This is a genomic window from Acetobacterium sp. (genome assembly GCF_030652775.1).
Classification (GTDB): domain Bacteria; phylum Bacillota; class Clostridia; order Eubacteriales; family Eubacteriaceae; genus Acetobacterium.
Window position 1 is genome coordinate 55981 of sequence record NZ_JAUSPS010000049.1, and the last position, 13669, is coordinate 69649.

Consider the following 13669-nt stretch of genomic DNA (forward strand, 5'->3'; position numbering starts at 1 on the left):
TAACATTTGATTTTTTCTAAGGTTTGAGTTTGTCGCTAAGCTGCCGTACCGACCAATTGTTAATCTTTTTTATGCTATTTGTACATTAATCTTGTTTTTTGCTCATTGCTAATGATTTTTTCGCACAGGCATCAACTGCTGAAATTACAGCGTCTCTGAAGCCTTTGGCTTCTAGAACCCGGACGGCTTCGATGGTGGTTCCCCCGGGGGTACAGATCTGATCTTTCAGTTTTCCCGGATGTTCGCCTGATTCGAGGACCAGTTTGGCGGCACCGTAAACCGCCTGAGCTGACAAGCGATAAGCCTGATCCCGAGGGAAACCATGGAGTACCCCGCCATCGGCCATAGCTTCAATCAGTAGCATCGTATAAGCTGGTGCTGAGCTGGCAATTCCGGGCACCACGTCCATCAGCTTTTCACTGATGACTTCAACTTTACCAAAGCTTTCAAAAATCCTAATAACATCCTGGGTATCTTCTGCTGTCATATGTCCATCCGGACAAAGGGTCGAATCGGATTCTCCCACAAATGCCGGGGTACTGGGCTGAGTTCTGATTACTTTAACATCCCTGCCCAGAAACTCCTTAATGTCTTCAAATCCAACACCCACCGCAATCGAGATAATAATTACCGATGGTTTGATACTGCCGGCAATTTCCTCCAGCACCTTGCTATATAAAAAGGGTTTTACTGCCAAAACCAGATAGTCGGCCTGTGCCGCCACGGACGTATTGGAATCTTGAATATTAACCCCATACTCTTCCCCCACCTGAGCCCTTGCCGCTTCTGAGGGATCAAAACACAGAATATTTTCCGGAAGGAATAATTCACCCTTCACCAAACCACCAATCATGGCCTTTGCCATGTTTCCGCAACCGATAAAACCAATATTATTTTTCACGTTAACTCCTCAGTCTTATGCTAATCAGCTGTTTGCATACCTGCCACAAGCGATGCGTTTATCCTAGGATACGCATGGTCGCACCAGTCATTGCTATGCTGATTGATTTTTAGTGCCAAGATTCTTTAATCTTTATACCCTCTATTTTAGACTTTAATTCAACCCAGTGCAAACCTAAAATGGAAAAACCCACTAATTCTTAAATTAATGGGTTTTTCATATGATTTTCGCTTGTCTGTTTTATAAATCTGGTTCGACGATTTCTTTGGTACCGTTACGAATCTTCGAAATGGTGAAAATGATCAAGGCCACCCAGATAAATCCGAAACCAATCAGATCCACCGCTGAGAAAGCTTCACCATAAAGAAATACCCCGAGGAACAGCATAATTGTGGGGGTAATGTATTGAAAAAAGCCCAGCAGTGAAAAGGATATTTCCTGGACCCCTTTGGCATACAGCAGTAACGGGATGGCAGTGACCACGCCCGCCAACACTGCCAATGCTGCCACCATCGGATTACCCAATGCAACGACCCCTTGTCCCTGGCTTTCGATATAAAGAATCGTCACAAAGGCAAATGGTGCCACCACAGCGGTTTCCAGAATCAAAGAAACAATCGGGCTGGCATTGAGCTTTTTCTTAAATACACCATATAAGGCAAAGGTGAGTGCCAGAACAATAGCCACCACCGGAAATTTACCGATTTTCAAGGTGATGAATACAACCCCGACCAGAGCCAGTAAGACCGACAGACTTTCCCACTTATTGAATCGTTCCCCAAAAAAAAGGGCGCTGAACAATACCACCACCAACGGGTTGATATAATATCCCAGACTAGCGTCGATGATAAAATTGGCATTCACGGCCCAGATATAGGTATACCAGTTAAGCGACACCATGATCCCACTGAGAATGCAATAAATAAATCTTTTTTTATCTAATAGAATGGTTTTTATTTCTGGCCATTTTTTGATGATGGTGACAAAAATCACGCAAAATAGAAAAGACCAGAAAATTCGCGAAGCCAGGATGTATAGCGGCGACACTTCTTTCAGTGCCTTCCAGTAAATCGGGAGGATTCCCCATAAAACATATGCCATCATGGCGCTGATAATACTCTTCTGCATGGTAGCCCTCCATAAAAGTTTCTACTATTAAATTTTAATTAAACTTGGCAATATCGGTTCGGTATTGGGCACCTTCGAAGTTGATTTTGCCGATGTTGGCGTAGACGGTTTTTCTGGCTGCTTCACGGGTTTCACCCAGGGCGGTGACGCAGAGAACCCGGCCGCCATTGGTTTGCAGTTCGCCGTTGACCAGCTTGGTTCCGGCGTGAAAGACGACGCAGTCGTTCACGTCTTCGATGCCGGTGATGACCTTGCCTTTTTCGTAAGTGCCGGGGTAGCCGCCAGAGGCGATGACCACGCAAACGGCTTCTTTGTTACTCCATTTGATCTGACAGTCTGCCAGCTCGCCAGCGATGACGGCTTCCATGATGTCAACCAGATCAGATTCCATCCGCATCAGGACACTCTGGGCTTCAGGATCGCCAAAGCGGACATTGAATTCCAGAACCTTTGGAACGCCGTTGTCGATCATCAGTCCGATAAACAAAATTCCTTTAAAGTTCATGCCATCGGCAATAAAACCGCCTATAATCGGATCCAGTATTTCAGCTTTGATGCGTTTATTCAGGGCTTCATCGGCAAACAGCACGTTGGGGGAATAGGTTCCCATGCCACCGGTGTTCAAGCCTTCATCATTGTCATAGGCCCGTTTATAATCCTGGGCACTTTCCATCGGCACAATCGTTTTGCCATCGACAAAACAAAGCATCGAGGCTTCCTGTCCCGTTAGAAATTCTTCGATAACCACCTTATCGCCAGCTTCTCCGAACTCCCGTTTTTTCATGATCATTGCCATGCCTTCCAGGGCATCGGCTTCATTTTCGGGAATCAACACACCTTTACCGGCGGCCAGACCATCAGCCTTGATCACCATCGGATAGCCGTAAATGCCCAGATCTTTGATAATTTCATCAAAATCAGTATACTCTTTATAAGCAGCCGTGGGAATATTGTGACGGAATAAAAATTCCTTGGTAAAGGCCTTGCTGCCCTCAAACTGAGCGCAGTGTTTGTTGGGACCAAAGACTTTTAAACCTTCAGCTTCAAAAGCATCAACCATCCCCATCACCAGGGGGACTTCAGGGCCGACAACGGTAAGGTCAATCTGATGTTCTTTGGCAAAAGCCAAACAGCCGGGAATATCTTCCACCGCTAAATCCACACATTCGGCTAATTCTGCCATACCACCGTTACCCGGGGCGGCATATATTTTTTCAACCCGGGGACTTTGGGCAAGCTTCCATGTCAGAACATGCTCCCGGCCACCGGATCCAATCATTAATATTTTCATCTGTCTCTCCTTGTTTTGCTTTGTGTTTTTCAAATCTTCGTGACAAACTGGAAACGGGCGATCACGGATCGCCCCTACACAATCAATCAAACCTTGTTTTGCTATGAAAATTGTTCGAATTCAAGGCGGAGACGGTTTTGGCCGACGGGAGCGTATCTATTAATACGTGACCAAGGCCAAAACCGTCTCCAACGCAGAAGTCGGGAAATTATCGACGCAAAACTAGTGTTTAAAGTGGCGCATGTTAGTAAATACCATTGCGATGCCCGCCTCATCACAGGCTTTGATTGAATCCTCATCGCGTCCCGCCCCACCGGGTTGGATGATGGCGGTAATACCAGCGGCGGCGGCGGCTTTGACGCTGTCGTCAAAGGGGAAGAAGGCATCGGATGCCATTACCGCTCCTTTGACGGTTTCGCCAGCCTGACGGATGGCGTTTTCCAGGGCACCGACCCGATTGACCTGGCCTGGTCCATTAGCAATCAGACATTTATTTTTAGTCAAGCTGATAGCGTTGGATTTGGTGTTTTTAACTGCTTTCCAGGCAAACAGCAGTTCATCCATCTCTGCTTCGCTGGGCTGACGTTTGGTGACAACTTTTAAATCATCATAAAGCTTGGTATCCCGTTCCTGAACCAGCAGACCGCCCATAACTTTTTTCACTTCATAGCCTGGTTCGTTGTGGGTGATATCAGCAAGCTCCAATAAGCGCAGATTTGGTTTAGCTGCCAGGACCGCCAATGCTTCCGGTGTAAATCCTGGAGCGACGATTACTTCCAGGAAGGTTCCCACCATTTCTTTAGCTGCTGCCTCGTCAATGAGTCGATTGGAAGCAATGATGCCCCCAAAAATGGAAACCGGATCACTGTCATAGGCTTTTTTATAAGCCACCGCAATTTCTTCGTCACTGGCAATGCCGCAGGGATTGGCATGCTTAACGGCCACAATGGTGGGTTCGTCCCCATATTCCTTTAAAATTTCCAAGGCGCCGTTGGTATCATTGATATTATTATAGGAAAGTTCTTTTCCCTGGAGTTGTTTTGCAGCGGTGAGAGCGCCCTTAACCGGAACCACTTCACCGTAGAAAGCAGCTTTCTGGTGAGGATTTTCACCGTAACGCAGATCCTGAACCTTTTCAAAGGTCATCGTGATGGTGTCTTGTAAAACTTCCCCCGCTACCCGTTTTCTTAAATAGTCGGCGATCATCGTGTCATAATTGGAGGTCGTTTCAAACACTTTCAAGGCCAGGTTATAACGGGTCTCATAGTTTGTTTTGCCATTTGCTTCCAGCTCAGCCAGAACCACTGCATAGTCTTCCGGGTCTACCACGACGGTTACGTCATTGAAGTTTTTAGCAGCGGATCGCAACATCGTTGGCCCCCCGATATCGATGTTTTCAACAGCATCTTCGAAGGCGACGCCATCTTTTAAAATGGTGTTTTTGAATGGATAAAGGTTGATGACCAGCAAGTCGATGGGGGTAATCTCAAGCTCTGCCATCTGTTTCTGGTGATCTGGATTATTTCGAATCCCCAAAATCCCACCGTGAATTTTAGGATGCAGGGTTTTAACCCGTCCGTCCAGACATTCTGGAAAGCCCGTCACTTCTGAGACGCCGGTAATCGTCAATCCCGCTTCTCTCAGGGCTTTGGCTGTTCCTCCGGTAGACAGGATTTCCCATCCCATCGCTGCCAGTTTTGATGCGAATTCAACAATCCCACGTTTATCCGATACACTTAACAATGCTCTCATATTATTCCTCCAAATTTATTTCTCTAACAAGTTCCCCGCTCTTATTTAATTTGATCCATTATTAAAATTGATTATTTTTGTTTTTTGACACGTCGGCCGTCTACCGTCAATTGGTCAAGACAAAAAGCCTTCACCGCCTGTGGTAAAAGCTCGTGTTCAATTTTGAGGACTTTTTGCTGGATCGATTCCGGCGTGTCGTCATCGGCAACCATAACGGTTTCCTGCATAATAACCGGGCCGCCGTCGGCCACTTCGTTAACAAAGTGAACCGTTGCCCCGGTGACCTTGACGCCATAATCAATGACGGCCTGATGAACATGCATCCCGTAAAACCCGGCCCCACAAAAAGATGGAATCAGGGCGGGATGAATGTTGATGATGGCGTTGGGATAAGCTGCTACAAAGCCTGGGGTAATGATTTTCATATAGCCTGCCAGAACCACCAGGTCGACATCATAGCCACTGAGAATTTCGACAATTTTTTCATCAAAGGCTTCATTGCTGGGGTAGCCTTTGGGATTTATGGCGACAGCCGGAATCCCAGCTGTTCTCCCCCGTTCCAGACCAAAGGCCTGACGGTTGTTGGAAATTACCACCGCAATTTCGCCATATTTGTGATGAATGGTATCAATCAGGGACTGGAAATTTGTCCCGCCGCCGGAAACCAGCACGCCGATTTTTTTTAAAGCTTTTACAGACATAAAGCGATTTTTTCCTCTCCTTTAACAATGGAACCGAGAATTACCGGCTTTTCGCCCTTGGCTGTTAACCCAGCGACAAAGGCTTCAACCTGGTCAGCTGGCAGCACGGCCACCAGACCAATCCCCATATTAAAGGTGGCATACATGCTTTCAGCGGGAATTTTCCCCGCTTCCTGAATAAATTTAAAAATCGGCAGCGTTTCGATCACACTGGGATCGACCTTAGCACAAAGTCCGTCGGGAATCATCCGGGGAATATTTTCATAAAAACCGCCGCCGGTGATATGGCTCATGCCTTTGATTCGGCAGGGTTTAATCAGATCAGCCAAGGCATTAACATAAATTCGGGTCGGTGTCAGCAGGGCTTCACCCAGGGTCATGCCCAGATCGTCCACGTAGGTATTGACATCTAGAGATAGATCTTTAAATAAAACCTTTCGCACCAGGGAAAAACCATTACTGTGAACCCCAGAGGATGGCAGCCCGACCAAAACATCACCTTCCGCAATATCGGCGCCAGTGACAATATCGTCTTTCTCGACGATGCCGACCGCAAAACCAGCCAGGTCATACTCATCCAGGCCATACATATCCGGCATTTCAGCCGTTTCGCCGCCGATTAAGGCCATGTTTCCCTGGATACAACCTTCAGCAATCCCTTTGACGATAGTTGCGATTTTTTCCGGATAGTTTTTACCACAGGCAATGTAGTCTAAAAAGAACATCGGTTGAGCGCCTTGACATAAAATGTCATTAACACACATCGCCACGCAGTCCACGCCGATGGTATCATGACGATCCATCATAAAAGCCAGCCGCAGCTTGGTTCCTACTCCATCGGTTCCGGAAACCAGGACTGGTTTCTGATATCCTTCCGGCAGTTCGAAAAGCCCGCCGAATCCGCCTAAATGCGACAGAACCCGATCATTAAAGGTTCGTTGAACATCAGCCTTCATCAGTTTAACCGATTCGTAACCGGCTTCCACATCTACTCCGGCCTGTCGATATGCATCTGTTTTCATTTGATTTTCTGACATGTTTCCTCCATCTATTCTTAGTTCTAGCTATCTATAATTTTTCAGGGATTTAGTCGTTCGCATTTAAAATTGGTACTTCCATGGGGTATTCCCCGTCAAAGCAAGCTCGGCAGAAGGTTGTTTTTCCACCGACTGATTCCGTTAAGCCATCCAATGAAATATAGGCCAGCGAATCAGCACCTAGAATTTCTCTGATTTCTTCCACGGTTTTCTTGGCGCCAATCAGGTATTTTCGCCGCGGGGTATCAATCCCAAAATGACAGGTATGAGCAACTGGCGGACTGGTGACCCGGAAATGAACCTCGGTTGCACCGGCCTGTCTTAAAATTTCAACCAGTCGTTTAGAGGTGGTTCCACGAACGATGGAATCGTCAATAATAATGACCCGTTTGCCTTTAATGGTTTCTTTTAAGGGGTTGAGTTTAATGCGCACCCCTTCTTCTCGCAGCTTTTGATTGGGCTGGATAAAGGTTCGACCAATGTATTTGTTCTTAATTAAACCCACACCATAAGGAATCCCTGAAGCTTCAGCATAACCAATAGCAGCTCCAATTCCTGAATCTGGCACCCCGATAACGACATCGGCTTCAACCGGCGCCTCTTTAGCCAGGATTTCCCCAGCTTTATGACGAGATGCATACACCGAGGTTTCATCCATCACTGAATCCGGACGGGCAAAATAAATGAGTTCAAAAATACAGGATTTCTTTTTAACCCAATTGTTTTGGCCATAACTGGTTAAACCCTTTTCGTCAATGACCACAATTTCGCCGGGTTCAACATCCCGGACCAGTTCGGCTCCGATGGCATCCAAGGCACAGCTTTCCGAAGCCAGAAAATAATCTTCGTCTTTCTTACCGATGCATAGTGGTCGTAAACCATAGGGATCACGGACTCCCACCAGTTTATCACCAACTGTAATTACCAGAGCATAAGCACCCTTGATAATTTCAACCATCCGCTGAATCGCTTCGATCATTCCATGGCGCAAGCTTCTGGCCAGAATATTTACCATTACCTCGGTATCAATGGTGGTCTGAAAAACAACCCCTGAGTCTTCCAGCATATTTCGTAAAGCGCTGTCGTTGATGAGGTTCCCATTGTGAGCCAGAGCAATTTGACCGACACTGTGGTTGACCGTTAAAGGCTGGGCATTGGTGACGCCATCTTCTCCTGAGGTGGAGTAACGGACGTGACCGATTCCGATGTTTCCTTTAAGCTGTTTTAATACATTGCCTTTAAAAGCGTCACAGACCAGGCCAGTCTCTTTGTGGGTTAAGATTTTCCCATCTTTGTTAACCGATATGCCGGCGCTTTCCTGACCTCGGTGTTGAAGCGCATAAAGTCCATAATAGATATAGGAAGAACAGTTACTCTCTTTGGATTTGAGATAAGCCCCCATTATTCCACATTCATCGCGAAACTTGTCATTTATCATTGGTGTGTACATCCTCCAGGTATTTGATTTTAATTTTCCTGCAACTTAATTTTCAGATAATATTGATGATCCGTTTTATGCCTGAACCCGTTTTAGCATTTCTTCATATGCTTCTTCGATGTTTCCAAGGTTTCTTCGGAAGCGGTCTTTGTCCAATTTTTCATTGGTTTCCACATCCCAGAAACGACAGGTATCCGGTGAAATTTCATCGGCTAGAACAATTTGTCCGTCATTTGTTTTACCGAACTCGATTTTAAAGTCAACTAGGTTGATACCTTTTTCCAGAAAATATGCTTTTAAGATATCGTTAATTTTAAAAGTCATTTCACGGATCACTTCGATTTCTTCAGCGGTGGCTAATTCCATGGCGATAGCATGATAATCGTTGATGACCGGATCCCCGAAATCATCGTTTTTATAGCAGAATTCAAAGATTGGTGACTTTAATTTCAGGCCTTCTTCCAGACCAAGGCGTTTACAAATGGAACCGGCGGCGGTGTTGCGGATGATAACTTCCAGTGGAAAAATAGTAACTGCTTTAACCAGTTGTTCATTTTCGGAGAGAATTTTGACAAAATGGGTGGGGATTCCTTTTTCTTCCAACATCGTGAAAATAACGCCAGTCATTTTATTGTTGATAACGCCTTTACCACCAATACTGCCTTTCACCTCGCCGTTAAAAGCGGTGGCGTCGTCTTTATACTCAATGATAAATTCGTTGGGATTGTCGGTTTTAAAAACTTTCTTGGCTTTACCTTCATATAATTGTTCTAATTTTTCCATCTTAAATCTCCTTTATTTCTAATTGATGATGTGATTTATAATATTTCCTGAACTTTTTCATTTTTCGCAACGACTTCGTCGTTCAGCTGAATCTTGAAGGCCTTCATTTTTTCTCTAATTTCAGGATATTTAATTGACAGCATCTGAGCTGCTAAAATCCCGGCGTTTTCGGCGCCGTTGACTGCTACCGTAGCAACCGGTACGCCGGATGGCATCTGGACAATCGATAAAAGGGAATCCAGTCCGCCTTGAAAAGAGGTTTGAATGGGAATGCCGATAACCGGAAGTGGTGTGATTCCGGCGATGACTCCCGGCAGGTGGGCAGCTTTTCCCGCTGCAGCGATGAAGACTTCAATTCCCCGTTCTTCAGCGGTGGTCGCATATTCAAAGATTTTGTGTGGATTCCGGTGGGCTGAAATAACCCGCACATCATATTCAATACCAAACTTCTCCAGCGCAATCAGACATTTTTTGACGATGTCAAAATCTGAATCACTGCCCATAATAACAGCAACTTTAGGTGTGCTCATTTAAATTCTCCTTTGGTGTTTGTTTTTTAATTTTGAGGTTGTCGACATACTACCGTACCGACCAATTGTTAATCTGTTGTTCGCCGCAGAATCGGACACTAATAAGAAATATAATTTCTTATTAGTTGCGGGCAGTCGCCAACTACAAGCAAGCTTGTGATTGGCTCGTAGCCTATGCGCAGGCTAGGCCGTGTCCGCTCCGATGCGTACAACATGATGTAACAATTGTCGGTACTGGGTTATCTTTTTTGACAGTTTGATTATTTAAAATAATTGACGCCGGCTTTAAAGATCTGCTGATCCATATTTCCAGGAATGTTTTTATAAAGATTCTTACCAATTCGCTCAGAGTGACCCATTTTTCCGAGCACCCGTCCGTCCCGACTGGTGATGCCTTCCACCGCATAAACGGAACCGTTGGGATTGAAGCGACCATCAAGGGTGGCTGCGCCCTCGAAATCCACATATTGGGTGGCAATCTGGCCGTTTTCAATGAGGTTTTTCAGGACTGCATCGCTGGCCACAAAGCGCCCTTCCCCATGTGACATCGGGATGCGATGAATGTCACCCACACTGGTATTGACTAACCACGGAGACAGTGTCGAACTGATTCGGGTCATCGGGATGGTGGACACATGCCGGCCAATGGTGTTAAAGGTTAAGGTCGGCATCTCCTCAGTGATCTCACAGATTTCACCGTTGGGCACCAGTCCCAGCTTGATCAGCGCCTGGAAGCCATTACAGATTCCCAGCACCAGACCGTCACGGTTATTGAGCAAATCCATGACGGCATCCATCATCTTGGGATTTCGGAAAACCGAGGCAATAAATTTACCGGAACCGTTGGGCTGATCCCCGGCGCTGAATCCGCCAGGAATCATAATCATCTGGGATGCTCTGATATGTGCGGCCATTTCATCAATGGAGCGGGTTATATCCTGAGCTGACTGATTTCTAAAAATTGTGGTGACCGGTTTTGCGCCGGCGTTCTCAAAGGCTTTGGCCGAATCGTATTCACAGTTGGTTCCGGGGAATACCGGGATAAATACCTGAGGTTTTGCCTGTTTTTCTTTACGGTAAACAATCGGTGCGGTCGTAAAGCTTAAGGTTTCTACCCGTCCAGTGGTTTCCGCTTTTTCAGGATAGACTGACCGCAGTGGTGCTTCCCAGACTTCAACCAGTTCATTGATCGCAATGGCATCACTGCCATAAACAATTTTACCGGTATCATTTGTTTTCCCGATCGGGGTTGATCCCTCCAGGATTTCAAAACTTTCGACTAAAATACTGCCATATAGCGGTTTAAACAAAAAGGCTGGATCGATCCGGTCATTAAGGGTAACCCCGATGCCGTTGCCAAAGGCCATTTTTGCCACAGCTTCCGCCAGGCCACCGTAGCCGATGGTTTTTGCACTTAAGATTTTGCCTTCCTGATTGGCTTTGATGATGATATCATAAACGGCTTTAACCACCGTCAATTCTGGCACTCCATTTTTGTCCACCGGCAGGGTGAACAATTGCAGCAATGACTCTGAGGACTTTAGCTCGCTGGTTATCACCGCATCGACATGGGACGTTGCCACCGCAAAGGAAATCAGGGTTGGCGGCACGGTCAGTTCCCCAAAGGTGCCCGACATACTGTCCTTACCACCAATAGCTGGAGTCCCCATAGCGGTCTGAACCTGATGAGCGCCTAAGAGCGCTGCAAAAGGTCGGCCCCATTTAAGCGGTTCTTTGCCCAATCGTTCAAAATATTCCTGGAAACTGAGTCGGGCTTTTTTATAGTCTCCGCCCATGGCAACCAGTTTCGACAGGGATTCAAGAACCCCCATCATCCCGCCTAAAAAGGGGCTGTTTTTAGCAATAACCGGATTATAGCCAAAAGTCATCATACTGCAGGTGGTGGTATCGCCATGAATCATCGGGATCTTGGCCACCATCCCATCCATGGGCGACAGCGCATTTTTTCCGCCGTAGGGCATGGCCACAGTACCGACACCAATGGTGGCGTCAAACATTTCCACCATGCCCCGCTGGCTGGCTACATTCAGGTCTTTGAGCGTTTCGGTCATCTTATTAATAAAATCAAATTGTTCATCATTTTTGAGGTCTTGATCCGCTATTTTTATTGCGCTTTTTATTTCTATTGGCGACTCGACTGCCACATCAATAAATTGCGGGGCGCCGTTGGTTTCCAGAAATGCCCGGGAGATATTCAGAACTTCTTCACCCCGCCATTTCATAATCAGCCGGCCAGAATCGGTAACGGTAGCAACTGCGTTAATCTCAAGATTTTCAGCATTCCCCATGGCAATAAAGGTGTCCACATCTTTGGGATCGACCACCACAGCCATTCGTTCCTGAGATTCGGAGATAGCCAGTTCGGTGCCGTCCAAGCCTTCATATTTCTTTGGCACCTTGTCCAAATCAATTTCCAGACTGTCCGCCAGTTCGCCAATGGCCACTGATACCCCGCCGGCACCAAAATCGTTACAGCGTTTGATTAAATTCGCCAGTTCTTTGCTTCTGAATAACCGTTGGATTTTTCGTTCTTCGACCGGATTCCCTTTTTGAACCTCAGCACCGCTTTCCATAATCGATTCTTCGGTGTGGGCCTTTGATGACCCTGTGGCACCGCCACAACCATCCCGTCCAGTTCGTCCACCGACTAACAGCACCACGTCGCCGGGGGTGGGGCGTTGACGGATGACATTTTCTTTGGGTGCTGCTGCAATTACAGCGCCGACTTCCATCCGCTTGGCCAAAAATCCAGGATCATAAACTTCAGTTACTTGACCGGTCGCCAAACCGATCTGGTTTCCATATGAACTGTAGCCATGGGCCGCTTCCGTCGAAATTTTACGCTGCGGTAATTTGCCAGGGAGCGTATCTTCAATGGCCGCTCGAGGATCCCAGGCACCGGTAACCCGCATCGCCTGATAAACGTAACTTCGTCCCGAAAGGGGATCCCGGATGGCTCCGCCCAAACAGGTAGCGGCGCCACCAAATGGTTCAATTTCGGTGGGGTGGTTATGGGTTTCGTTTTTAAACATCAGTAGCCATTCTTCATCGACACCGTCATGATCGACGACCATGTTAATGCTGCAGGCGTTGATTTCTTCAGATTCATCCAAATCCGGAATCCGTCCATGTTTTTTTAGGGCTTTAGTACCAATCACGGCCAGATCCATCAGACTCATTGGTCGTTCGGAATTTTCACCGTACAGTTCCGTTCTGGCCTGGCAGTAGTCATCATAGGCAAGTTTCATCGCCTGTGAAATGGGGTCATCTCCCAGGAACTGCACGTCTTGGATTTGGGTCAAAAAGGTCGTATGACGACAATGATCCGACCAATAGGTATCAATTACCTTTAATTCCGTAATGGTCGGATTTCGTTTTTCATCTTTATTAAAATAATCTTGTACAAATAAAATATCCTCAGTGGTCATGGCGAATCCATTCTCCATCCGAAACGTTTCTAATTGATCGGCATCCAGAGCAATAAAATCATCCAACGGCTTGATATCTGCAGGCTCTCGCACCTCATCAACCAAGGTGACAAAAGGTTCCAGGCTGGCTTCCTGGGAATCCACCGGATTGATCATATAGTGCTTAATGCTGTCGAATTCATTTTGTGTCAGTTCACCTGTGAGTACAACAATTTTTGCTACCTTAACCAGAGCCCGTTCCCCGGACACGATCTGAATACACTGAATCGCAGAATCGCCGTGCTGGTCATATTGGCCGGGCAAATAGGAAATCCCGAAGACTTTCTCGTCATCATTAATCTGAAGGGTTCCTTCAAATACCCGATCGACATTGGGTTCGGATAAAATGGTGCCGATAATCTGATTGAATAAACAATCTGCCACGCCTTCCACATCGTATCGGAATAAAATACGCATGGATTCTAACTTCTGAATCTTTAAAATTCGTTGAAAGGTATGTGTCAGCGATTTGGCTTCTACTTCAAACTTGTCTTTTTTTTCTACAAAAATTCGTTTTATCACAATTTTTCCACCTTTTTTAATGATAAAGTTATTTTACTATTTCCGAACAATAATATCAATAGAATTTAAAACGTTCGGATTATTTTTTTCCTAACCTG

The 13669-nt window shown here is 46.2% G+C and carries 10 protein-coding genes; all 10 read right to left on the reverse strand.

Features of this window, described 5'->3' with window-relative positions; translation table 11 throughout:
* Positions 1–85: 85 nt before the first annotated feature.
* The gene (gene proC, locus Q7J41_RS08665) at positions 86–901 is read right to left on the reverse strand and encodes a pyrroline-5-carboxylate reductase (protein WP_304887170.1); all 816 of its coding nucleotides are present in this window, start codon (positions 899–901) and stop codon (positions 86–88) included.
* Between the two features lie 240 nt (positions 902–1141).
* On the reverse strand, positions 1142–2029 hold the full coding sequence (gene rarD, locus Q7J41_RS08670; RefSeq protein ID WP_304887172.1) for an EamA family transporter RarD: 888 nt from the start codon (positions 2027–2029) through the stop codon (positions 1142–1144).
* A gap of 34 nt (positions 2030–2063) precedes the next feature.
* Positions 2064–3320, reverse strand: coding sequence for a phosphoribosylamine--glycine ligase (gene purD, locus Q7J41_RS08675; protein ID WP_304887174.1), 1257 nt, complete (start codon positions 3318–3320; stop codon positions 2064–2066).
* 222 nt (positions 3321–3542) lie between these two features.
* Complete coding sequence (purH, locus tag Q7J41_RS08680) at positions 3543–5072, reverse strand: bifunctional phosphoribosylaminoimidazolecarboxamide formyltransferase/IMP cyclohydrolase (RefSeq protein WP_304887176.1); 1530 nt, start codon at positions 5070–5072, stop codon at positions 3543–3545.
* 71 nt (positions 5073–5143) lie between these two features.
* The gene (purN, locus tag Q7J41_RS08685; protein WP_304887178.1) at positions 5144–5773 is read right to left on the reverse strand and encodes a phosphoribosylglycinamide formyltransferase; all 630 of its coding nucleotides are present in this window, start codon (positions 5771–5773) and stop codon (positions 5144–5146) included.
* Positions 5764–6810 carry a phosphoribosylformylglycinamidine cyclo-ligase gene (purM, locus tag Q7J41_RS08690; RefSeq protein ID WP_304887180.1) on the reverse strand — a complete coding sequence of 349 codons (1047 nt, stop codon included), beginning with the start codon at positions 6808–6810 and terminating at the stop codon, positions 5764–5766. Before purM ends, purN begins: the two co-directional genes overlap by 10 nt.
* Before the next feature lie 49 nt (positions 6811–6859).
* Positions 6860–8248, reverse strand: coding sequence for an amidophosphoribosyltransferase (gene purF / locus Q7J41_RS08695; RefSeq protein ID WP_304887182.1), 1389 nt, complete (start codon positions 8246–8248; stop codon positions 6860–6862).
* A 75-nt stretch (positions 8249–8323) separates the two neighbouring features.
* Positions 8324–9031 carry a phosphoribosylaminoimidazolesuccinocarboxamide synthase gene (purC, locus tag Q7J41_RS08700; protein WP_304887184.1) on the reverse strand — a complete coding sequence of 236 codons (708 nt, stop codon included), beginning with the start codon at positions 9029–9031 and terminating at the stop codon, positions 8324–8326.
* Between the two features lie 35 nt (positions 9032–9066).
* Positions 9067–9561, reverse strand: a complete 495-nt coding sequence (gene purE, locus Q7J41_RS08705; RefSeq protein ID WP_304887186.1) for a 5-(carboxyamino)imidazole ribonucleotide mutase — start codon at positions 9559–9561, stop codon at positions 9067–9069.
* 260 nt (positions 9562–9821) lie between these two features.
* The gene (locus Q7J41_RS08710; RefSeq protein ID WP_304887188.1) at positions 9822–13571 is read right to left on the reverse strand and encodes a phosphoribosylformylglycinamidine synthase; all 3750 of its coding nucleotides are present in this window, start codon (positions 13569–13571) and stop codon (positions 9822–9824) included.
* Positions 13572–13669: the final 98 nt, after the last annotated feature.